Genomic DNA, 21,584 nt, shown 5'->3' with positions numbered 1-21,584 from the left:
CCGCGCTCGAGTGGATCAACTACATCGAAACGCCGCAGGTTCACGCCGCGATCACCAACGCCGTCTACTACCCGAGCGCCAACCTCGAAGCGCGCGAGTACGTGGACAAGGACGTGGCGAACGATCCGGCCGTGTATCCGCCGCCTGACGTCATCAAGACCCTGTTCCAGCCCCGCTCACCCCCGCTTATCCACCGAAATGCGCCGAAGGCGCGCAGCCAGCACGTCCTCGAAGGCTCAACCTGCGTTCGATACCGAGGTCACCCGTTCGGCAAGACAAATGGGTTGGCACCACGATCATCATGGTTCTTAAAGCCTGGCATGTATAGCCGCACTGCGCCGCGAAAGACGCTGCGCTCGCGACGATCCACGCCGCCATTGCGGCCCGCAAATCTCATCGACATTGGGCAAGGGATCAATCAGTACGACACCCAATGCTCGCGCCGGAGGCGAAAAGAACCTCGGAAAATTCCAGGCAAGGGCTCTGTTCGATCCTGAGGCGCCGTTGCGTCCGCAAAACAGGAACGTCCGCTCACGCCGTGACCGGCCATTCGGTAGCACCGGACGACTGTCTCCTCATGGCCGGGTCGTGCCTATTGACCACACGTTGCTGTTCTTTCGTGTCACCACGTCCCGCCAGGAACCGCTCAGCCAAATCGGATGTGTTTAGTCGCTCGATCCACCACTCCAATGCTCGCCCCACCTTGTCTTCGCGCCAGGCCAGGTAGCAATTTGTCAGTTCACGCACGCCGACAATGCGTCGGGCGACGAGTCTCCCCTCATGGATCGGCCCTTCCGCTACGCGCTCGGGCAGCATTCCGACAGCGATACCTTCGCACAACGCTTCAACCTTCGCGCCCAGTGTCGGCACGACAATCACCATCTGCCCATCGTGTTTGGCCACCGATTGAGGTTGCAGTTTGCGCGAAGTGTCGCTTATGACAACACCTCGGTATCTTGCGATCGTCTCGCTTCGCAACGGCTCGAGGATGCCTGCGAGTGGATGGTCGGGTGCAACGACGAACACGTGTCGGAGCGTGCCGATTGGTCGAGCTGCGATGTTGGCGGCATGCGGCGGCTCACCAAATGCACCCACGGCCAGATCGGCCCGTCGGGTAATCAGCGCATCCCAGACTCCCCCAAGCACCTCGGTGGAAAGGCGTAGTTGGGTAACCATCTCGAGATCGTAGAAGGCACGGACATACGGCCACAAAGATGCGAAAGGCAAGATTGCGTCGAGGCATATCCGCAGCTCCGATTCCCAGCCGTCCTGTATTCCCTTTGTTCTGATTTCCAGATGTCGAGCAGCGTGTAAAAGTTGCCGCCCTTCATCGACAAGGAAGCGACCGGCTTGCGTGAGTTTTGCCCGTCTGCCGCTGCGATCGAAAAGCTCGACGTTCATATCGCCTTCCAGCTTCTGCACGAGGTACGTGAGTGACGAAGGAACTCGATGCAACGACTTTGCTGCTTCAGCGAATGTGCCAGTGCGGTCAATCGCGTCCAAGACCGCAAGAACTTCAAACGAAAGCTTTATCGCCACAGACGTTGCGTCCTCAGTTGTTGCTACCCGTTGATCGCCGTCAGCGCGAACATCGACTAATTTTCAGCAGCGCTTGCGCTCGCATGGGCTCACGCAAGTGCTATCAGATGGAAGGAGCCGATGCTTTCGCACTAGTCCGCAGCAGGGAAGTCGAGCGTAGTGTCGTTGATACGGTTAAACAGATTGGTGAATGCAATGCTGGCTATGGCCATCGCGACATCGACGATTTGTGCATCGGTGACACCGGCCTGCTTGACCTCCGTTATCACATCGGTCTGAACTGTGCCGCTCGTTGTGATTAGATGCAGCACAAACTTGGCCAACGCATCATCGTGCGCGTCGCCCGACGGCCGGGCCTGACGCAACGCCAGAATGGCCTCACGGTCAAGGCCCATTTTTTTGCTCAACAGCGTGTGTGCGGCGAGGCAATAGCCGCAGCCGGTTGTCTGGCTGACAACCAGTTTAACGACTTCGATGTCTCGTGCGCTCAAGTTGCTCTTTTTGAGCGATGCCTCAAGACTCAGTACTGCCTCCAGCGCGACCGGGCTATTAGCGCCGATTCCAATGTATGAATTCGGGACCTTGCCGACAGCCGCTTTGACACCTTTAAACAATTCGGCCGTGTGGCCGGTGGCTTCAGACACTGAGATAGTATGGAAGCGAGGCATGATGTATTCCTTTGGGGCGGTGAAAAATAGGCAAATAGCGGGCGGATGGCGCGTGAAGCTTAGTCAACCTGATCATTCATCCGCTGTGAGCGTGCGCTTTGATCAGGCAATAGGGGACGAACGAGCAGAAATGCGCCGACAAGCGCCGCACTACCCAGTGTGACAGCGAGCACGAAACGCCAATCAGGGTGCAGCATGATCTGTGGCAAAAGACCCACCGTCAGGGCAGGTGGAAAGTGGAGTCGCAGTGCACGTAACGTCACAATTCCGACCAGCAACGAAACGACGACGGACAACGGGCCGGCGCCGAACCACAAAAGCGCGGCGAGCCCCACGGCGGCGGTGATCGTGCAGACAAGGGGCAAAGTGAGGGGCCGCTTCGCCCATGGACGGATGTTAGCGTTGGTGAAGATCTCGAATGCGGTCATAACAAGTGGGGGAAACAGGATCAGCCGTAGACCGGTGACGCGGGCTAATCCGTACGCCACGAGAACAAACCCGAAGAAAATGAAAATGGGTAGCCACATCCTGAGCCAGGGCGCACGCTCAATCTCATCGGCTTGGGCCACGGTATCGAGCGCGGGCGCCTGACCAACATCGCCCGAAGCCAATATACGGCCATAGATCGTGGAGACGAGGGCCAGAATCGCCATGACGGCAGCGATGGAGATTGGATACCACCAGCTCGTGATACCGAACACGAGGGGCAGAAAGGCTGCGGAAATGGCTGGCATGATGGGCGAACGCATCAAACCGATGATCAGTATCGCGCCGGCAATGGTCATCGCCACCGACCATAGGCTGTACACCATCGCTTGCGTGAGCGCGGTGCCCAGTGCCGCGGTCACAGAGGGCGTGATCGCCAGCATGACCGGCGAGCGTGCCCACTCTCCCGCGGGGCGCGTGAATACGTCATAGCTCAACGCGGCCAGTTCGGGAAAAAGAACGTAGAACGCGCCAGTCAAAAGCGCCGCCTTCGCGACAGCAGCGAGAAGGACAACCGAAAGCACTGGCCCAAGGATCAATGCGTCGGTGAACGTGCCACGTCGGTCGCGGCGCATGGAAATGCTCATCAGAAATAAACCCTACCGGCTTGCATAGTCCGATGATAGGGATTTCGGATTTGTGCGAATATTCCCCGTATCTGCAACCCTACCTTGCGTTAATGCACCGATGTTCGATTGGGAAAACATTCGATATTTCTTGGCTATTGCTCGCGTCGGGACGCTGTCGGGCGCCGCCCGAAGCCTCAAGGTTGATCACGCGACGGTGAGTCGGCGTTTGAGCGCACTGGAGAGCGAAATCAAGACCTGCTTGATCGAGCGCCAGCCCAGAACTTGCAGGCTCACGCCGATCGGCCAGCGCGTGTTCGAATTGGCGCAGGAAATGGAAGAAGGCGCGTACGCTGTCGAACGACTCCTGGACGCCAGCCGTTCGCCGCTGAGCGGCAAGGTCACGCTCAGCGCACCGCCCGTCCTCGTGGCGAATTTTCTGGTTAAGCATCTAGCAGAGTTTCGTCGTGCAAATCCAGGCGTACAACTGTCCGTTTCGTGCGAAGCACGTCAGGTCTCCCTAAGCCGAAGGGAGGCAGATGTTGTCCTGAGACTGACTCGGCCTGACGAACTCACGAGCGTCGCGCGGAAGCTGGGGCGCGTGTCGTTTGGTCTGTACGCGAGCAAGGACTATCCTCATCTGCACGATCCGTCCGCCTGGGAGTTCATCGCCTATGACGCTGGCTTCGTGGGCGTGCCACAGCAGAAGTGGTTGACAAGCGTTGCAGGGAAAAGGCCTATTGCCTGCGAAATCAGCGATATCAATGGCCATCTGGTAGCGGCGCGGGCAGGCGCGGGCGTGGCGGGTCTCCCTGATTTCCTGGCGGATACCGATGCGAAGCTGCAGCGCCTCACGTACGGTGGCGAACCGTTTTCGCGAGATATATGGATGGCTGTTCATCGAGACTTGCGCCGTTCGCCGCAAATACGGGCAGTCATGGACTTCCTGGTGAAAATCGTAGCCGAAAATCCCGCCTTGACGGACTGACTCAGGGCGTGAAGCGGTCCATAGAAGCATCCACCGGTTGAATCCGCCAGGTCAAACGGTCATCCGCGTGTGGCGAAACGCCGGCAAGCTCTCGGCGATGGGTCCAACCGGCGTCGGGTACGCTTCACAGGGGGCTGCGCTTCTCCACGTTCAGATAGCCGTGACGGTGGGGGCGGCGTCATGCACTTACGGGCGGGTAGAGGCCACCTGGAATTACCCGTGGCGGCGCAGCGGGTCAAGGGCCAACACATAGTTGACGTTGTACGTGGCGAAGCGCCCTTTCATCGTTTCCACCGCGCCTCACGCGCCGGCCGGGCAGGCTGACGCAGGCCACCAGGGCGATGTGCGCCGCCCTGCTCGTTCCGCGTCACTTTTGCCACATACCGTCGATGCACGGTTAACGATTTCTTCATGTTCTGTCGATGGCACAGGCTCGCGCTTCTGACCACCATGAATCAGGTCAACGAGAGCGGCGCGGTGCGCCGCCGCTGGAAAGCCTCCGCCCGACGCTTTGTGCCTGTGCACGCGCCTCGACATCACGCGCACGCCAGCGAAGCGGCCGCGGTCGATGACAAGGAGATGAACATGATAAGCAAGCATTTAAGCATTTTGTCCGCAACCGCCGCGGCACTTCTCTCGCTCAGTGCCGCCGCGCAGGCCGGCGGCCCCGGCGACCGCGGCGACCACGGCGATCACGGCGACCACGGCGGCCTTTGCTCGAACGCGACGCTAAAGGGACCGTTTGAGTTTTTCGGTCACGGAGAGATACTTGGATTGAAAGCTGCCGATGGTACGTTGCATCCGTACGCCGCCCCGTCGATCCTCGACGACGTCGCACTGGTGACGTTCGACGGCAGGGGCACTTTTCAACGCACCGACTTCGGCATGATTGGCGGGTTGCCGAAAGGGGGGCAGACGACCTTCAATCCGAACCAGATGGGCACCTACACGGTGAACTCCGATTGCACCGGCACCATGAAAATCGTCTATACCGCCGGCGGAGCCGTGCCGGCCGGCGTCGAAACTGATTTGAACATCGTCGTCGCTGCTGACGGGACGCTCGTCGAATCCGTTGTCTACAGGGCCGTCACGGTGTCAGGCGTGAGCGGGGACGGCAACGTAAAGTGTCCACCGGATTGCGAGCAAGGTGTGCAAGAAAGTTTTGAAGGGAAAAAGGTCCTGGTCTACGGCTTCCGTTAGTCGAGTCCCGGATGGACTCGCGCTCGCTCAGGCGCTTGCTATGAGTGGCGCTGAGCCCGACCTTGGGCGCAGGTTTCCGGTCCTTTGATTCCCGCGCCTTCTGCGTGCAATAAAATAATCATAAAAGGATCGAGGAGTGAAGAACCACGGGGCAGCACGACGTGGACTCGCAGCATTCGCAATGGGAATACTGCTTGCACGTCCGGCGCCCCCACCGGGAAAGATCAGTGCAACCTTCGAGCCCGTGTTGCATGGGCTCAAAGATATTCGACGCGTCCCTCACGTCCGGTTCGGCTTAGAAAAAGTGGTTCATGCCGAACGAGACGCCCGTCTGTTTTTCATGCAAGGACGGGTTCAGCGTTGCATTGGTCACGTAGCCACCCGTGAAATGCGTGTAGTCGATATCGGCGTAAAGCTCGGTATTTTTCGACAGCGCATAGCTGACGCCCAGAATGGCGACGTCCTTTCTGCCGTCCACGCCGTTCGTCGCGTTCTTGTCGTCGTAATACGCACCCGTTACGTTGAAGACCGACGACGCGTGATAGCGAAAACCGCCCCACAAATATTGATTGCGCGTCTCGCCGTGCGCTGTGGAGGGAACCGCCTGGGTTGCGAGCGAATAGCCACCCATCAGGTCGACGGGACCGAGCGTCACGGCACCGCCCGCAGTGTATTGATTGTTGGCGAAATACGCGCTCGACGTCGCCGAAAACGGGTTCGAGCGATGCGTATAGCCCGCACCGAACTTGAACAGTTTGGTGTGGTAGTTCAAGCCGCCCGCAAACATGGTGCCGCTAGCGAGACTGCCCGCCACGCCGCCCGGCGCATAGACCGCGCGAGCCGTCCACGGACCGAAGTTGCCGTGGTAGTGGATAGCGTTGTCGTCGCGGCCGCTGGTGCCGCCCGAAATCGCCGCCGCTTCGGTAATGCCTAGATAGTGCAGGTCGAACGGCTCGAAGTCCTTGATCAACCTGTGCTGCAGCGTGAACTGATGGCCGATGTTGACCTCGCCGAACGGGCCGCCTAGCCCGACGGTCGACGTACGCTGGAACAACTGGTTGGTCGTGCTGCTGTTGGCACCAGTCGACAGAATGTAGCCCGCTTCCAGATTGAAGCGAGCGTAATATCCACCGCCCAGGTCCTCGATCCCGAGAAAACCCCAGCGATTCGATTTGTAGACGCCGTTCGATGCCATCGTCAGCGCCGCGCCGCCTGCCTTCGTGCCGTTCACGACATTGCGCAGGCCGCCGTCCAGAGAGCCATACAATGTAACGCTGCTTTGCGCGTAAGCGGCACTCCCTGAAAGCCCCAACAAGGTCATTGCGGCCACTGCTGGCCGCCGACCAAACCTGCGCGCGCCGCTCCCGGTCCTTCCACTCTTAAACATAGTTCCTCCATTGACATCGTTAAATTCGTGGGGCCGTGGTTGCACGAAGGTCGGGTTCGAACTGCATGCGACGGCCCATCATTGCTGTCTGAATTCGCGCGCCCGCTTTTCTCCGGCGGAGCCGGATCGGCATGTCGCGCGCGTCGTCGGCGCCGGCAGTCGATCAGAACTGTGTGCGCAGACCGCCACCGATCGTGGTGCCGCTCGACATCCTGGTCGCGCGATCGGACAGCACCGCCGCATAAATGTCGGTGCGCGTTGACAGCGGGTAGTCATACGAGAGCGCCCAGGTGTTGCGATAAACCGAGCTATGGCCGCTACTCTTCGAATACGCGTCCGAACCGAGAATCCTGCCGAGGCCCACTGGAATCGAGAAGCCGATCTGACCGGTATCGATGCCGACGTCGCCATTCGAAATCGAATCCCACACGTGCTGGTACTGGCCAAACAGCTTCACGTAGTGAAGGTCGTACGACATGCCGAGGTTCACCACCGACTGCGTCGTCAGTCCCGGCAGCACGGTGTCGAGGTCGCCGGCGTTCAGGCTGTACTTGATCTGCTGATAAACAACCGACGTCGCGAAAGCGCCGCGGTTGTAGGAAATCTGGCCGCTCCACTTGTTCTGGCCGAGATGGCCTGGGTCGTTGCCGAACGAGTACATGGCTCGGCCGATTAGGCCGCCGAACGAGGGCGACGCGTAGTACACGGCGTTCCACCACTCGCCCGCATTGCCGAATACGCCCTGGCCGTTCACGCCGACGTAGCTGTGCAGTACGCTCGGCGAGAACACGAATGAGTTCCCGAAGGGGTTGAACGTAATGGTCGAGAACCACAGCAGCGGCGGAATCAGACCGGCAGTCGCCGTGCCGTATGGGCCGGTCACTCCCACGTATGCGTTACGCGAGAACAGGCCGTCATGCGGGAAACCGGTGCGGCCCATCGTGCCGTTCTCGATATTGAAATAGCTTTCGAGGTCGAAGATGACCTTCGTGCCGCCGCCGATGTCCTCCGACCCGCGTAGGCCGAAGTACGGCGCCGTCATGCCGCCGTTACCTGCGATCACGCTCGACTGACCGTTCATCGGCTTCTTGTAGCCGACGAACGCATCGAGAAGCCCGTAGAGCTGCACGCTCGATTGCGCGTGGGCCGCCTCGGCGAACAGCGCTGCGCCGACAATGAGCGCTTTCATCCCCAACTTTATTTTCATCTATGTCTCCCGCCTTTCCAAACCTGGATTCATGGCTGCGAAGCGGCGCGCCTTCGAACACGTTGATATGTGTCGAATGGCGCTCCGAGCGCTCGCTCTCTTTATTGATATGTAGTACAAAGTATTAAATCTGTGTTACGGCGTTTTTCCCGGTGTCTGTGCACTACATCCAGAAATAACCGTGCGTCGAAGAGTCCGGACAGGCCGCTGCCCGCCCGGACATGTTTTGCGGCGTTGCCTAAGTCTGGTTCTGCGCGCGGGAAGGCCTGGCCGCCGACGTGCTCGGCGGCGGCTGCTTCGAGCAAAGCAGCGAGTGCAATGCGACGAGCGTGAGTCCGCCGGAGATCACCGGCTGCTGAAGCACGAGCTGAAGCATCAACGGCATCGCATGAATTACTTCCGGTGAGATGAACAGACCGCCGAGGCCAACGAGAAACGCGAGCCCCGACGCGATCAGCCGGCGATCGTCCCATTCGACCTGCGCGAGAATATGTACGCCATGCATGAAGACAATGCCGAACAGCAGCGTCGCGGCGGCCGAGATCACCGGAATCGGGACGACGACGAGCAGCATGTCGAACTTCACGCAGCCGCCGAGTACGATCAGGAGGATGCCTGCGGCGAGCGTCACGAAGCGCGAACCGATGCGCGTGGCGCGCAGAATGCCGATGTTGTCCGGATACGCGATCGTGCTGAAGCCACCCCACACGGCCGCGACTACCGAGCCGAGCGCGACGCCGAACAGGCCTTCGGACATGCGGCCTGGGCTGAGCGTCTCTTCGCCCCATTCGGCAACTGTCTGGTAGAGGGCCATCGATCCCATGCCCGCCGGAATCAGCACGAGCAGGAACACTGCGACGAGATCGGGGCGCACGCCGAAACCGAACGGGAAGATGCGCGGCTCGACGAGAAGCGGCGCAGCGGCCACCGCCGCAAACGAAACCGGCTCGAACAGCGTGTAAGCCAGCGTGCCGAGCGCAAGGCCGAGCAGGATCGCGACGCGCCGCAGCCGGCGGCCACCCCAAAGCATCGCGAAAACGATACCGGCCACTGCGACCGCGCCAGAAAGCAGATTCACGACCGGAAAGCCGGGGCTTTTAGCGCTGCCGATCCAGGTCGGCAGCGCGACGCTGGCAATCTGCACCACGATCAGCATGACGATCATTCCGGAGATGATAGGCAGGCGCAAATGCCGCGCGAACATGCCCGCCATGCTGCGTCCGCGGATCGGCACCGTGAGCACGCACCAGATCAATGACGCGGCGAAGAACGACCCGAATGCCGTACCCAGGCCACCGGACTGCAAATGACCGACCGTCAGGAGCGCACCAAAGCTGCCTGCGTAGGGACCCTGCGCGATCGGCAGGCGCAGCAGCAGCACCGACTGCAGAATCGTGATAATTCCGCAGGCCATGAAAGTCATGCCGTACAGGTACGCGATCTGCGGATCGGACAAATGAAACGCGCGGCCGAGAAGTCCCGGGAACACGAACATGCCCGTCATTCCGAAGACGTTCTGCAGCGCGAGCACGGCCAGTTGCGGGAGTGGCAACCGCTCGTTGATTCCGACGTCGAAGACGCGCGTGGATGGACTGTCTGCGGTGGCCTCCCGGATCGAAGCGCCGGATTTCGGCATGTCTGTGCTCAAGGTGTGTTCCATTAGGCCAAAAACGAAATCCTGTCCGGCGACTCGACTGGGGCCGCGTCGCATCCGTTCCCTTCGAGCGCTATCGCACGAAGGAAACAACTGTATCGCCGGCGCGGACGATTCCGCCTGCCCGGTGGTCTTCAGTGATCCTCAGTTGTCGAGCGGAACGCCCTTTGTCTCGGGGCCGAACCAGATCGACACCATGCCGACGATAAAGAGCAGCGACACCGCCGCCGATGCAGCCGGGAACGAACCAAACTTCGCGACCACCGCATTGCCGGCGATCGGACCGATACTTGTCAGCGCGCGGGCCATGTTCCAGCAGAAGCCCTGCCCTGTCGCACGCACGCGGGTCGGAAAGAGCTCGGGCAAATAAGCGGCAAAAGTGCCGAACGCGCCAATGACGAAGTAACCGTACACCGGCATCAGCCACAGCACCCGGCCAATGTCATGCACCGTCATGAACAGCACGAGCGACACCACGAGCGAGCCTGCCGAAAAGATGAAGTACGACATGCGCCGGCCGAGTGCGTCGAGCATCCAGATCAGCGTAAGGTAGCCGAGCGTCGCACCGATCATCATGAGAATGAACGCGTAGCTGACCGTCCTGCCGATGTCGCGATGATCAACGGCTGCAGCCGACAACTGGTGAATCCAGCTCGGCAGAAACGTGAGACCGCCCCAGCAGCCCAGCATGGCAGCCGACGAGACGATCACGCCGATGATCGTCTTGCGGCGTAGTCCCGGCGCGAAGATGGCGGTGAAAGTTTGCATCGCCGATTCGGCTATGACGCTGTCGCGCACTTGCACCCAGCGTTGAGGCTCAGGCACGAAGCGGCGCACGAGAATCGTGACGAGCGCGGGCGCGGCGCCCACCCCGAGTACGACGCGCCAGCCGAAGCGGCCAAGCAGCAGGTTGTCGAGCGCTGCCGCGAGAAAGCCAAACGCGAACGCCATCTGCATGATCTGCATGGCGCGGGCGCGTTGGCGACCGGGCCACGATTCGGCGACGAGCGCGGCCCCTGCCGCCCATTCACCGCCGATGCCGAAACCGGCCAGCGCCTGTGCGACGGCAAGCTGAGGCCAGGTCTTCGAAAATGCACTCAGCAGCGTGAAGGCCGCGTAGATGAGGATGGTCCAGCCCATCACACGCGAGCGGCCGAACCGGTCCGCGGCCACCCCGAACAGCACGCCGCCGATGCCCCACGTGAGCAGCTTGCCCGCAATGATGTAACTGCCGATCTTGCTGATTTCGGTCGCGTCGGTGCTGTGCAACAGCTGGCTCACGCTCGGCACGAGCACCAGCGTGAAGAGATTCAGATCCATCGAGTCGAACATCCAGCCGAGGAACGCCGAGATCAGCGCCAGCCACTGGTAGCGCGACAACCTGAATCCCTGAGACTCGGCCGAAGCCACCGGCGCCGCCTTGGCGCCCTGCGATATGCCCATTCTTCCCGTCTCCTGATCTGCCGCCGAATAAGCGAGCACGTTGCTCGATGCGGGTCGTAGCGCCCGATTTCGTCATTTGGCGGAGTATATCGTAATGCAGTGTGATTGCAATACAGATTATTGTATTACTGTCTGCCGATCTGTTGCCCACGCGAGACGCCTACGGCGCGGCGTCGTGCAGGGAAGTATCGAAAGGAATGAGCGATGTCCGCAGCCCGCAAACCCGTCTGGGCCTAGGCGGGAAAGCGCGCTGGGAAGGGCTGACGCCGCGAGTAAGGAGGTAAAAAGAGCGCCTCATGTTGCGTACCGCTCATCGGACCGGTCCGCAAGCCGGACCGTTGCGTGTCGAGGCGAGGATTCGGCCTCTAACGTACCGGGTACGAAAGAGGTCGGCAGATGCGGCGTTTCGTTGACTTAGCTGGTTGCTGCTGCCGCGAGCACTTCGACCGCCAGGCTTTCGGCTTGCTCGACATGGCGCTTGCACGCCGCCGCGGCTGCGTCGGCGTCATTGCGCATGACTGCATCGACAATCGTCGCGATTTCGTCATAGCTTTGCGGAAGGCGCCCTGCCTGCGAAAGCGTCGTGGCGCGCAGCATCATCACTCGCGTATGGACGAGCCGTAGCATCTCCGTGAGAACCGGGTTGTTGGCGCCTTCGAGCATCACGTCATAGAACTGCGCCTTCTGTTTCAGGAAGCTCATGGTGCCTTCCTGGCCTTGCATGTCCCGCATCGAGGCGAGCTTTTCCAACGCCTGTTTCAGCTCGGCACGCTGGTCGACCGTCGCCCGCTCGGTGAACTGCCGGCCCGCCAGTGCTTCGAGTACGGCGCGCACTTCATAGAGCCCTCGCGCCTCGTCTGCCGTCATTACCGAGACGATCGGGCCTTTGTGCGGAATGATCTGCACCAGCCCCTCGGCCACCAGTTGACTCAGCGCCTCACGGACGAGCGTGCGGCTCACGCCGAGCATTTCGCACAGTTCGCGCTCGATCAGCCGGTCGCCCGGCTTGAAGGTCAGGTCGCTAATACATGAGCGCAACCCGTCGATCACCTGCTGGCGCAGCGTCGCGACCGGTCGCACTACCAGCCTGTTGGTATTCATTCCATCCCCTTGTCATATGAATCAAAAAAGAGCCGCGCTGATCTTCGTAATACAATCATATTGACATTCCGCAGCGAAGCTCTGATACTGCCTACCATTATACAATCCTACAACAGCTGGTTAAACCCCGAAGGATAATCATGGAAGACATCACGCTATCCGAACGCCGTGCCATCGGCGCAAAGATCCGCAAAGAAGTGCTGGGCTCGAGCCACACGCAGAGCAATACCAATCCCCACCTGTTCGACACAGTGTTCCTCGAGTACACGGAAGACGTGTGCTGGGGCAACGTGTGGAACCGCACGGGCCTCCCGCGCGCGACACGCAGCATGCTGAACCTTGCGATGCTGGCCTCGCTCGGCCGCTGGCACGAGTTCGAAGTGCATACGCGTGGAGCGGTGAATAACGGCGTGACGGAAGAAGAAATCGCCGAAGTGGTGCTGCAAGCCGGCGTCTACGCAGGCATTCCAGTCGCGGCCGAAGGGCTGCGTCGCGCGAAGGCGGTTGTGCTCGACCTGAAGGCGAAAGCCGCTGCTGCCTGAAGACGGCTTGCGGTTCGTCAAGGCGCCTCGCGAATCGTCATCTCATCCCAAGCGTACCTGCCTGGCAGTCCAGAGGGCAGCAAGGGTTTCGTGCTTTCGGCTGCCGACCCGCTAGCCGATTGCGCGAAGCACCTGCCGGAACCCGCGCATTACCCGAAACCATCATGTCTCATTCAACTTTCTGCGAAATCCCAGCCGGTCGCATCGCCTATTCCCGTCGCGGGACGGGCAGGCCGCTGGTTCTGCTTCACCCGATCGGCGTCGACCGGACCTGGTGGGACGAGTATGTCGATCACTGGGCCGCATCGTATGACGTCGTCGCGATCGATATTCGCGGCCACGGCGACTCCAGCCTCGTCACCGCCCCCATCACCCTCGCCGATCATGCGACCGATGTCGCCGCGGTGCTGCGCCAGGAACGGCTTGCCGGCGCAACCCTGATAGGCGTGTCGATGGGCGGCATGATTGCGCAGCGTGTCGCGATCCAGTTTCCCGAGCTGGCCGGTGCGCTGATTCTGTGCGGAACGGCCGGCGGATTTCCCGACGAAGTGCGCCCGCGCATTCTCATGCGCGGCGACATGAGCCGGCAAGGCTCGATGTCCGAAGTGATCGACGACACGATCACGCGCTGGTTCGCCGCCGATACGCCGCGCCCCGACCTCGTCCAGAAGTGCCGTGCGCGCCTCGCCGCCGACGACTGGTACAGCTGGAGCGCGAACTGGCAGGCGATCTCGCTGCTCGACAACCTGGGCGAACTGCCACGCGTGTCGGCACCGGCGCTCATCGTCGCGGGCGACGCCGATGCGAGCATTCCGCCAGCGGTATCGCAGAAGATCGCCGACGCGCTGCCGACGAGCCGCTTCGTAGTCGTTCCGAGCGCGGCGCACTTTGGAGCGTTCGACATGCACGAAGCTTTTGCAACGGTATTCGACGATTTCCTGTCGACCCTCGCTCATTGAAATAAAACGCGAGCGTGCCCGCGCGCTGGGACAGTTTCACGCGCCGCGCGACTCGGTAGTTACCAGATAAGTGGAGCGGCGCCCGCACGGGCCAACCGCCCGAGGAGGCAGTATGGCAATCACAATCCGTTCATCTTTCATCGTCGATGCACCGCCGTCCGACGTCTGGAAGACCATGATCGACATCGAGCGGTCCGCACCGTGTTTTCCGGGCGCGGAACTCAAGGAACAGCAGCCCGACGGCAGCTACAAGGGCGGCTTCACCGTCAAGCTCGGCCCGCTTACGCTGAAGTTCGCGGGCAAATTCAAGATTGCTGAACAGAACGACGCCAACCGCACGGTCGTGGTGTCCGCAAGCGGCACCGACACCAAGGGCCGCGGCGGCGCCGATGCGCAGATCAACGCGGCCGTCACCGACGCCGGCGACGGCAAGACGAAAGTCGACGTCGTCTCGGACGTGAACCTGTCGGGCACGGTCGCGCAGTACGGACGCGGTGCCGGGATGATCGAGGCGCTCTCGCAGCAACTGCTGAACCAGTTCGCCAAGAACCTGACCGCGCTTATCGAGGCAGACGCAGCGCAAGCCGCGGCGCAGGCTCCGGCCACTCCGGCCGCCGCGCTGAACACCGCGGGTGAACCGGAGGCTTCGAACGTGTCCGCTGAACCGGCTGCACCCAGGCCGGCCACCGAAACGCGCCGCCCGCCCCCCGCACCGGCGCCGGTCGTGCCTCTCGATGCGGGCGCACTCATGCGCAAAGCGATGTGGCAGTCGATCCGGAATTACTTCGCGCGGCTCTTCGGGCGCAAGCAGCCCCACTGAGGAAGCCACCGCACTATCGGAGCACGCATGAAACCCAGTGAATTCCAGTATCACGCGCCGACCACCGTCGACGAGGCCGCGCAGCTGCTCGGCACACTCGAGGATGCGCGCGTGCTTGCCGGCGGCCAGTCGCTGATGCCGATGATGAACTTCCGGTATCTGATGACGAGTCACCTGATCGACCTGAACGGCGTCGAGGCACTCACCCGCATCGAGGAGCGCAACGGCCGTCTTCACATCGGCGCGATGGCGCGGCAGCGCGACATCGAACTGTCGCCGCTCGTCATGAAGCGCGCGCCGCTGATCCGCGAGGCGTACCAACTCGTCAGCCACAAGCAGATCCGCAATCGCGGCACGCTCGGCGGCAGCCTGTGCCAGCTGGATCCGTCGTCCGAGCAGCCATGCTTCACCGCCGCACTCGACGGTGTCCTGACGATCGTGCGCTACGAAGACGGCGCAGTCGCGACCCGGGAGCTGCCAATGTCCGACTGGGCGCTGATGTATATGACGCCCGCGCTCGAGGAAGGCGACCTGCTCGCCGGCATCTCGCTCGACATCTGGCCCGAAGGCCATGGCTACGCATTCGAAGAGTTCGCGCGGCGTCATGGCGATTACGCCATCGTCGGCGTCGCGGCGCTCTGCACCGTCGATGCGCAACAGCGCCTCGACCGCGTGTCGCTGACGATCTGCGGTGTGGCTCCCGGCCCGGTGCGAATGCACGAGGTCGAGACCGCCTTGCGCGGCCGCCCGATGGACGAAGACGCGCTGCGCATCGCGAGCGACGCGGCGCGCGCGCTCGACGTGATGACCGACGCGCATGTCAGCACCGACTACCGCCAGCATCTCGCCGGCGTCCTGACCGAAAGAGCGCTGAAGACAGCGTTCTCGCGCGTCGCAACACAATCGTAGCGTGACAAAGGAGATGCACATGGAGACTCGTACCGTCAGAGTCGTCGTCAACGGCACCGCTTATGAGCACGAGGTCGAACCGCGTCGCATGCTCGGTGACTTCCTGCGTCACGACCTCAATCTTACCGGCACGCACTACGGTTGCGAACACGGCGTCTGCGGCGCCTGCACCGTGCTGATCGACGGCCGCACCGCGCGCGCCTGCCTGACGCTCGCCGCCCAAGTGAATGGACATTCGCTGACGACAGTCGAAGGGCTCGCCCAGGCGGACGGCACGCTCAACGCGCTGCAACAGGCCTTTACCGAAACGCACGCGCTGCAATGCGGGTTCTGTACGCCCGGCATGCTGATGACGCTGACCGAACTGCTGAACGAAACGGATTCGCCGACCGAAGCCGAGATCCGCGAAGCGATCACGGGCAATCTGTGCCGCTGTACGGGTTACCAGCCGATCGTCGCGGCTGCCCTGCTCGCCGCTCAGCGCATCCGCGACCAGCGTGCCGCCGCGCCGGCAGCCCAAGCTACGGAGTAACGCAATGGACCATTCCGACCTGAAGGGTGCCCCCACCGACCAGCGCTACATCGGCCGGCGCGTCATGCGCACCGAAGACAAGAAGCTGCTGCAAGGCCAGGGCTCCTATGTGGACGACGTACACCTGCCGAACATGCTGCAAGCCGCGGTGCTGCGCAGCCCGCACGCGCACGCGAAAATCGTCTCGATCGATTGCACGGCCGCCCGCGAACTGAAGGGCGTGCACGCTGTTTATACGCACGCGGACCTGACCGGCCGCGCACGCGGCCGCGCGCCGTCGATGCTGCCGAACCCGGCGATCCGCTTCGAGCGCACCCAGGAACTGCTCACCTCGACGGAAGTAACGTTCGCGGGAGAAGCCGTGGCGTTCGTCGTCGCGGACAATCGCTATATCGCGGAAGACGCCTGCGGTCTGATCGAGATCGAGTACGACCCGCTGCCCGCCGTTGCCGAGTGCCGCGACGGACTGCGCCCGGACTCGCCGCTCTGCCACACCGACGCGAAAGACAACGTCGTCGCGCATATCGAAATGGGTTTCGGTGACATCGACGCGGCCTTCAAGGATGCGCCGCACGTCGTCGAGGAAACATACTGGCAAAACCGCGGCTCCGCGCATCCGATGGAAACGCGCGGCTATATCGCCGAATATCACGCCACCAACGGCGAGCTGACGGTCTGGTCGTCGGGTCAGGCGCCGCATCACGAGAAAAAGAATCTCGTCGAGCTGCTCGAATGGGATGCCGAAAAGCTGCGCGTGCTGATGAACGACGTCGGCGGCGGCTTCGGTCCGAAGCTGCCTTTCTATCCGGAAGAGGCGCTCGTCGCGATCGCGGCGGTCGCGCTCAAGCGTCCCGTCAAATGGATCGAAGACCGGCGCGAGCACTTCCTCGCGGTCACGCAGGAGCGCGACCAGTGGTGGACGGTGCAGATGGCGCTCGGAAACGACGGCAAGATCCGCGGCGTGAAACTCGAGATGGTGCACGACAACGGCGCGTTCCTGCCGTGGGGCATCATCACCCCGTATATCTCGATCACGACGACGCCCGGCCCCTACGTGATCCCCGCGATGGGCGCAAAGCTCGACGTCGTCTACACAAACAAGTGCGCCACTTCGCCGGTGCGCGGCGCAGGCCGCCCTCAGGCGGTGTTCGCGATGGAGCGGATTCTCGACAAGGCCGCGCGCGCGCTCGGCATGGATCGCGCGGAGCTGCGCTGGCGCAATCTGATCCAGCCGGAACAGATGCCGTATGACGCGGGTTTCATCTATCGCGACGGTAGCCCGCTGCGCTACGACAGCGGCGACTATCCGGCTTGCCAGAAAGCGGCGCTGGAGCGCGCGAACTATGCGGGCTTCGCCGTGCGCAAGGCCGAAGCGCGCCGCCAGGGCCGCTTCGTCGGCATCGGCATGGCGAGCTTCGTCGAAGGCACCGGGATGGGCCCGTTCGAGGGCGCGACGGTGCGCATTCAGGGAACCGGCCGCATCACCGTGATTACCGGCGCGTCGCCGCAAGGCCAAGGCCACAAGACGACCTTCGCGCAGATCTGCGCCGAACAGCTGAACGTACCGCTCGAACTCGTCGATGTCGTCACCGGCGATACGGGCGGCATCTCGATGGGCGTCGGCACGTTCGCGAGCCGCGCGACGGTCAATGCCGGCAACTCGGTCTACATCGCCGCCCAGGCCGTGCGCGACAAGATGTTCACGCTCGCCGCCCACCTGTGGAAGTGCGAAACCGACGACCTCATCCTCGCGCAAGGACACGTCGCGCGCCGCTCGGGCATCGAGCAGCGCATGAGCTACGGCCAGCTCGCGAAGATCTCGCAGGGCATGCCGGGCTTCACGATGCCGGCGGGCCTCACTGCCGGCCTCGAAGAAACGAAGTACTTCTCGCCCGCGCAGTCGACCTACTGCAACGGCACCGCCGTCGTCGAACTCGAAGTCGATCGCGAGACCGGCCATATCACGATCCTCAACTACGTGATGGCGCACGACTCGGGCAAGCTCATCAACCCGCTGCTCGTCGACGGCCAGGTGATCGGCTCGGTCGCGCACGGCATCGGCAACGCGACGCTCGAATGGATGCAGTACGACGAGAACGCGCAGCCGACCACGACGAACTTCGGCGAGTACCTGCTGCCGATGGCGACCGATGTGCCGAACATCGACATCGTGCACCTCGAAACGCCGTCGCCGCTGAATCCGCTCGGCGTCAAGGGCGCGGGCGAAGGCGGCACGATTCCGGCGGCCGCGGCGATCGTCGCGGCGATCGAGGACGCGCTTTCGGAATACGGCGTCGAGTTCACCGAAGCGCCGCTGGTACCGCAGCGCGTATTCCAGAAACTCAAGGAGGCCGGCGCCTACGCGCGCTGACCGGCGCGGGCGCTTGCGCATCGCGAGCGCTCATTCCCAGTTTTCATTAACGACACCTCTTCTCCATGACGACCGAATTCACCGCAGCGCTCCACGATTCCGAATACCGGATCACCCTTGCCCAGCCGGACCTCGGCAACATGCTGACGCTCGACGCGATGCGCGCGCTCGCCGCCGAGATCCGCAAGGCCGGCCGCGACAGTAACGTGAAAATCATCCGTCTCCGCGCGTCGGGTCCCGCGTTCTGCCGCGGCCGCGCCGTCAGCGCGCCGCCGGCCACGCCGCCGACGTCCGCGCAGTACCGCCGCAATGTGGCCGATCCGATTCTCGACGTCTACCGCGCGATGCACGAAAGCGAAGTGCCGCTCCTCGCCGAAGTGCAAGGCGATGCGGAAGGTTTTGGCTGCGCGCTCGTCACCGCGTGCGACCTGGCGGTTGCCTCGGACAACGCGCGCTTCAACCTGCCCGAACTGCAGAAAAACCTGCCGCCGACGCTCGTGATGTCCGTGCTGCGCTACAAGGTGCCGCCGAAGGCGTCCGCGCACATGGTCTATCTGACTGAGACCATCGACGCCGCGAATGCGCGCGAGTGGGGCATCGTCGCCGAAGTCGTGCCGGCCGCGAGTCTGAGCGAGCGCGCGGACGCGATGGTCGCCTCGATCTGCACGCGCGACCGGATCGCCATCGCGGCGCTGAAGACGTACTCCCGCGAGATCACGATTCCCGATTTCTCGCTCGCAAGCGAAGTCGCGGGCGCGTCGCTCGCGAACGCAATGACGTCGATGCGCCGCTGATACGCCGCCGCGGTGCCGCAAGCGGCACGTGCGGCACGGATCGAACACGCAGTACCCTGCCCGCCTCGGGCAACACTTCAAGCAATAGAGGCGCAGCGCAACGCTGCGCTTCATGGGACTTCTAGTCATGGCTGATCAAGACACTACTTCCACGTCTTCCACGAACCCGGGTTACGCGGACCTGCACGAACACATCGCGCGCCTCGAAGCGGCAGGCCTGCTGTACCGGATCGACGAGCCGGTCAACAAAGACACCGAAATGCATCCGCTCGTGCGCTGGCAGTTCCGCGGCGGCATTCCGGAAGCCGATCGCAAGGCATTCCTCTTTACCAATATCGTCGACAGCAAGGGCCGCAAGTACGACATTCCGGTCATCGTCGGCGGCATCGCCGCGAATCCGGAGATCTACCGGATCGGCATGAACGTGCCGTCGCTCGACGACATCGGCGACGCGTGGAACCGCGCGATCGACAATCCGATCCCGCCCGTCCTCGTTGAAAGCGGTCCCGTGCATGACATCGTGATCGAGGGCAAAGACCTCGAAGGTCCCGGCAACGGCCTCGAATCGCTGCCGCTGCCGATCTCCACGCCGGGCTTCGACGCCGCGCCGTACATGACGATGACCGGCGTGATCTCACGCGATCCGGAAACCGGCGTGCAGAACATGGGCACTTATCGCGGCCACCTGAAGTCGGCCACGCGCCTCGGCATGATGATGCTCGTGAACCTGCGCGCGGGCGGCCTCGACCACTGGCGCAAGTGTGCGGCCACGGGCGAGAAGATGCCGGTCGCCATCGTGCTCGGCGCGCCGCCCGTCGTCGCCTTCCAAGGTCCGCAGAAGCTGCGCCCGAACGTCGATGAGCTGAGCGTCGCCGGCGGTCTCGCCGGTGCGCCGATTCGCGTCGTCAAGGGCCGCACCGTCGATCTGCTGGTGCCGGCCGAGGCGGAAGTCGTCGTCGAAGGGTATGTCGATCCGACGTATCTCGAACCGGAAGGTCCGTTCGGCGAGAGCCACGGTTATGTCGCGCTCGAGGACTACAACCTCGCCATCGAAGTCACGGCGATCACGCGCCGCAAGGACGCGGTGCTGACCTCGATCATCTCGCAGGTCACGCCGTCCGAATCGAGCGTGATCAAGCGGCTCGCCTACGAGCCGATGTTCCTGCGTCATTTGCGCGACCATCTCGGCATCCGCGGCATCAAGAAAGTGTCGCTGCACGAGCCGCTCACGAACCTGCGCCGCTTCGTGTTCCTCCAGTTCGAGCGCGGCGCGAAGCGCACCGAGGTCTGGCGCGCGCTGTACGGCACGATGTCGCTGCAGGCCGCGATCGGCAAGTTCGTGATCGCGATCGACGACGACATCGATCCGAACAACGCGGACGCCGTGTTCTGGGCGATGGGCTATCGCTGCAATCCGGTCGAGGACGTGAAGCTGATTCCGTACCGCGAGGCAGGCCACGGTCCGCGCTCGGACCATGCGAGCGGCCTCGATTCGGCCATGCTGATCGACGCGACAATGAAGACACCCATGCCGCCGCTCGCGCTGCCGAAGAAGGAATACATGGAGAACGCCAAGGTGCTGTGGGAACGCCTCGGCCTGCCGGCACTGAAGCCGGAGTCGCCGTGGTACGGCTACTCGCTCGGCGACTGGACCGAGGAATGGGACCGCAACGCCGAGCAGGCGACGCGCGGCGAGTGGATGCAGCGCGACGCGTCCTACCAGGCGCGCCGCAAGAGCGGCGTCGAGCCGAATTCGCCGGTGCGCGGCGTCGAGGGCGATCGTGGCGACAAATAACGGCACTCCTGAACGGATCATCGTCGGCATCACCGGCGCGTCCGGCGTGATCTACGGGATCCGCGCGCTCGAACTGCTCGCCGAGGCGGGCGTCGAGACGCATCTCGTGATCAGCAAGGCCGCCGAGCTGACGATGACCTACGAAACCGACATGCGCGCCGCCGATCTGCGCGCGCGCGCGTCGCACTGGTATGCGGCCGGCGACATCGGCGCGGCGATTTCCTCCGGCTCGTTCAAGACGAAGGGCATGCTGATCGTGCCGTGCTCGGTGCGCTCGATGAGCGAGATCGCCACCGGCATCACGAGTTCGCTGATCAGCCGCGCGGCCGACGTCGTGCTGAAGGAGCGCCGGCGTCTCGTGCTCGGCGTGCGCGAGACGCCGCTGCACGGCGGACATCTGCGCACGCTCGTGCAGCTTTCGGACATGGGCGCGGTGATCGCGCCGATCGTGCCAGCGTTCTACTCGAAGCCGCAATCGATCGACGACATCGTCAATCACACAGTCGGCCGCATGCTCGATCTGTTCGACATCGAGACCGGTGTGGTCAAGCGCTGGAAGGAACAGCAACCCGAGCAGTAATGCGGCAGTAACGCGTGTGCCGCCCGCTTTCATCAACATCTCA

General features: G+C 62.7%; 19 protein-coding genes and 1 pseudogene. 12 read left to right on the top strand and 8 right to left on the bottom strand.

Annotated elements, in window-relative coordinates; genetic code table 11:
* Window positions 1-197, top strand: a pseudogene (locus tag ACQKRQ_RS25855) (polyamine ABC transporter substrate-binding protein); the annotation flags it as partial.
* Between the two features lie 334 nt (window positions 198-531).
* Here ACQKRQ_RS25855 and ACQKRQ_RS25850 read toward each other — a convergent pair.
* The 3 genes from ACQKRQ_RS25850 to ACQKRQ_RS25840 form a co-directional block, all read right to left on the bottom strand.
* Complete coding sequence (locus ACQKRQ_RS25850) at window positions 532-1,533, bottom strand: LysR family transcriptional regulator (RefSeq protein WP_427480308.1); 1,002 nt, start codon at window positions 1,531-1,533, stop codon at window positions 532-534.
* Window positions 1,534-1,670: 137 nt separating this feature from the next.
* Window positions 1,671-2,207 carry a carboxymuconolactone decarboxylase family protein gene (locus ACQKRQ_RS25845; protein ID WP_427480278.1) on the bottom strand — a complete coding sequence of 179 codons (537 nt, stop codon included), beginning with the start codon at window positions 2,205-2,207 and terminating at the stop codon, window positions 1,671-1,673.
* A gap of 59 nt (window positions 2,208-2,266) precedes the next feature.
* Complete coding sequence (locus tag ACQKRQ_RS25840) at window positions 2,267-3,280, bottom strand: HPP family protein (protein WP_427480277.1); 1,014 nt, start codon at window positions 3,278-3,280, stop codon at window positions 2,267-2,269.
* A 100-nt stretch (window positions 3,281-3,380) separates the two neighbouring features.
* Here ACQKRQ_RS25840 and ACQKRQ_RS25835 point away from each other — a divergent pair, with 100 nt between their 5' ends.
* The gene (locus ACQKRQ_RS25835; RefSeq protein ID WP_427480275.1) at window positions 3,381-4,247 is read left to right on the top strand and encodes a LysR family transcriptional regulator; all 867 of its coding nucleotides are present in this window, start codon (window positions 3,381-3,383) and stop codon (window positions 4,245-4,247) included.
* A gap of 450 nt (window positions 4,248-4,697) precedes the next feature.
* Window positions 4,698-5,447 (top strand): hypothetical protein, encoded by a 750-nt coding sequence (locus tag ACQKRQ_RS25830; protein ID WP_427480273.1) that lies wholly within the window; start codon window positions 4,698-4,700, stop codon window positions 5,445-5,447.
* 295 nt (window positions 5,448-5,742) lie between these two features.
* Here the strand turns inward: ACQKRQ_RS25830 and ACQKRQ_RS25825 are convergent, their stop codons facing one another.
* From ACQKRQ_RS25825 to ACQKRQ_RS25805, 5 genes are all read right to left on the bottom strand, one after another.
* Window positions 5,743-6,768, bottom strand: a complete 1,026-nt coding sequence (locus tag ACQKRQ_RS25825) for a porin (RefSeq protein ID WP_427480271.1) — start codon at window positions 6,766-6,768, stop codon at window positions 5,743-5,745.
* A 229-nt stretch (window positions 6,769-6,997) separates the two neighbouring features.
* Window positions 6,998-8,041 (bottom strand): porin, encoded by a 1,044-nt coding sequence (locus tag ACQKRQ_RS25820; protein ID WP_132380866.1) that lies wholly within the window; start codon window positions 8,039-8,041, stop codon window positions 6,998-7,000.
* A 238-nt stretch (window positions 8,042-8,279) separates the two neighbouring features.
* On the bottom strand, window positions 8,280-9,689 hold the full coding sequence (locus ACQKRQ_RS25815) for a uracil-xanthine permease family protein (protein ID WP_427480269.1): 1,410 nt from the start codon (window positions 9,687-9,689) through the stop codon (window positions 8,280-8,282).
* 150 nt (window positions 9,690-9,839) lie between these two features.
* Window positions 9,840-11,138, bottom strand: a complete 1,299-nt coding sequence (locus ACQKRQ_RS25810; RefSeq protein WP_427480267.1) for an MFS transporter — start codon at window positions 11,136-11,138, stop codon at window positions 9,840-9,842.
* 414 nt (window positions 11,139-11,552) lie between these two features.
* Complete coding sequence (locus ACQKRQ_RS25805) at window positions 11,553-12,239, bottom strand: GntR family transcriptional regulator (protein WP_132380872.1); 687 nt, start codon at window positions 12,237-12,239, stop codon at window positions 11,553-11,555.
* A 140-nt stretch (window positions 12,240-12,379) separates the two neighbouring features.
* Here ACQKRQ_RS25805 and ACQKRQ_RS25800 point away from each other — a divergent pair, with 140 nt between their 5' ends.
* The 9 genes from ACQKRQ_RS25800 to ACQKRQ_RS25760 all read left to right on the top strand — a co-directional run bounded on the left by ACQKRQ_RS25800 (window position 12,380) and on the right by ACQKRQ_RS25760 (window position 21,541).
* On the top strand, window positions 12,380-12,781 hold the full coding sequence (locus ACQKRQ_RS25800; RefSeq protein WP_132380874.1) for a carboxymuconolactone decarboxylase family protein: 402 nt from the start codon (window positions 12,380-12,382) through the stop codon (window positions 12,779-12,781).
* A 164-nt stretch (window positions 12,782-12,945) separates the two neighbouring features.
* Complete coding sequence (locus ACQKRQ_RS25795) at window positions 12,946-13,740, top strand: alpha/beta fold hydrolase (protein ID WP_427480264.1); 795 nt, start codon at window positions 12,946-12,948, stop codon at window positions 13,738-13,740.
* 112 nt (window positions 13,741-13,852) lie between these two features.
* A complete protein-coding gene (locus ACQKRQ_RS25790; RefSeq protein WP_427480263.1) occupies window positions 13,853-14,560 on the top strand; it encodes an SRPBCC family protein in 708 nt (235 codons plus the stop codon).
* 27 nt (window positions 14,561-14,587) lie between these two features.
* The gene (locus ACQKRQ_RS25785) at window positions 14,588-15,469 is read left to right on the top strand and encodes an FAD binding domain-containing protein (RefSeq protein ID WP_132380878.1); all 882 of its coding nucleotides are present in this window, start codon (window positions 14,588-14,590) and stop codon (window positions 15,467-15,469) included.
* Window positions 15,470-15,488: 19 nt separating this feature from the next.
* On the top strand, window positions 15,489-16,001 hold the full coding sequence (locus ACQKRQ_RS25780; protein ID WP_132380880.1) for a (2Fe-2S)-binding protein: 513 nt from the start codon (window positions 15,489-15,491) through the stop codon (window positions 15,999-16,001).
* 4 nt (window positions 16,002-16,005) lie between these two features.
* Entirely contained in the window at window positions 16,006-18,372 is a 2,367-nt protein-coding gene (locus ACQKRQ_RS25775) for a xanthine dehydrogenase family protein molybdopterin-binding subunit (RefSeq protein WP_408290996.1), read from the top strand.
* Window positions 18,373-18,437: 65 nt separating this feature from the next.
* Window positions 18,438-19,166: an enoyl-CoA hydratase/isomerase family protein gene (locus ACQKRQ_RS25770; RefSeq protein WP_132380884.1), complete on the top strand. Its 729-nt coding sequence runs from the start codon at window positions 18,438-18,440 to the stop codon at window positions 19,164-19,166.
* 127 nt (window positions 19,167-19,293) lie between these two features.
* Window positions 19,294-20,961, top strand: a complete 1,668-nt coding sequence (locus tag ACQKRQ_RS25765; RefSeq protein ID WP_408181251.1) for a UbiD family decarboxylase — start codon at window positions 19,294-19,296, stop codon at window positions 20,959-20,961.
* On the top strand, window positions 20,948-21,541 hold the full coding sequence (locus tag ACQKRQ_RS25760; protein ID WP_132380888.1) for a UbiX family flavin prenyltransferase: 594 nt from the start codon (window positions 20,948-20,950) through the stop codon (window positions 21,539-21,541). The genes ACQKRQ_RS25765 and ACQKRQ_RS25760 overlap by 14 nt, the downstream gene beginning before the upstream one ends.
* The last annotated feature ends 43 nt before the right edge of the window (window positions 21,542-21,584 follow it).

Origin of the sequence: Paraburkholderia sp. NPDC080076, assembly GCF_050281145.1 — a bacterium.
Taxonomy (GTDB): domain Bacteria; phylum Pseudomonadota; class Gammaproteobacteria; order Burkholderiales; family Burkholderiaceae; genus Paraburkholderia.
The sequence above is the reverse complement of the archived record's forward strand: the minus strand, read 5'-3'. Positions and strand labels throughout refer to the sequence as shown.

What these genes read in the sequence shown, in the direction of transcription:
- ACQKRQ_RS25765 (WP_408181251.1), top strand. Translation starts at nt 19,294, where the DNA reads ATGGCTGATCAAGACACTACTTCCACGTCTTCCACGAACCCGGGTTAC.
- ACQKRQ_RS25770 (WP_132380884.1), top strand. Translation starts at nt 18,438, where the DNA reads ATGACGACCGAATTCACCGCAGCGCTCCACGATTCCGAATACCGGATC.
- ACQKRQ_RS25775 (WP_408290996.1), top strand. Translation starts at nt 16,006, where the DNA reads ATGGACCATTCCGACCTGAAGGGTGCCCCCACCGACCAGCGCTACATC.
- ACQKRQ_RS25795 (WP_427480264.1), top strand. Translation starts at nt 12,946, where the DNA reads ATGTCTCATTCAACTTTCTGCGAAATCCCAGCCGGTCGCATCGCCTAT.
- ACQKRQ_RS25840 (WP_427480277.1), bottom strand. Translation starts at nt 3,280, where the DNA reads ATGAGCATTTCCATGCGCCGCGACCGACGTGGCACGTTCACCGACGCA.
- ACQKRQ_RS25825 (WP_427480271.1), bottom strand. Translation starts at nt 6,768, where the DNA reads ATGACCTTGTTGGGGCTTTCAGGGAGTGCCGCTTACGCGCAAAGCAGC.
- ACQKRQ_RS25785 (WP_132380878.1), top strand. Translation starts at nt 14,588, where the DNA reads ATGAAACCCAGTGAATTCCAGTATCACGCGCCGACCACCGTCGACGAG.
- ACQKRQ_RS25820 (WP_132380866.1), bottom strand. Translation starts at nt 8,041, where the DNA reads ATGAAAATAAAGTTGGGGATGAAAGCGCTCATTGTCGGCGCAGCGCTG.
- ACQKRQ_RS25830 (WP_427480273.1), top strand. Translation starts at nt 4,698, where the DNA reads ATGAATCAGGTCAACGAGAGCGGCGCGGTGCGCCGCCGCTGGAAAGCC.
- ACQKRQ_RS25810 (WP_427480267.1), bottom strand. Translation starts at nt 11,138, where the DNA reads ATGGGCATATCGCAGGGCGCCAAGGCGGCGCCGGTGGCTTCGGCCGAG.
- ACQKRQ_RS25835 (WP_427480275.1), top strand. Translation starts at nt 3,381, where the DNA reads ATGTTCGATTGGGAAAACATTCGATATTTCTTGGCTATTGCTCGCGTC.
- ACQKRQ_RS25780 (WP_132380880.1), top strand. Translation starts at nt 15,489, where the DNA reads ATGGAGACTCGTACCGTCAGAGTCGTCGTCAACGGCACCGCTTATGAG.
- ACQKRQ_RS25845 (WP_427480278.1), bottom strand. Translation starts at nt 2,207, where the DNA reads ATGCCTCGCTTCCATACTATCTCAGTGTCTGAAGCCACCGGCCACACG.
- ACQKRQ_RS25805 (WP_132380872.1), bottom strand. Translation starts at nt 12,239, where the DNA reads ATGAATACCAACAGGCTGGTAGTGCGACCGGTCGCGACGCTGCGCCAG.
- ACQKRQ_RS25800 (WP_132380874.1), top strand. Translation starts at nt 12,380, where the DNA reads ATGGAAGACATCACGCTATCCGAACGCCGTGCCATCGGCGCAAAGATC.
- ACQKRQ_RS25790 (WP_427480263.1), top strand. Translation starts at nt 13,853, where the DNA reads ATGGCAATCACAATCCGTTCATCTTTCATCGTCGATGCACCGCCGTCC.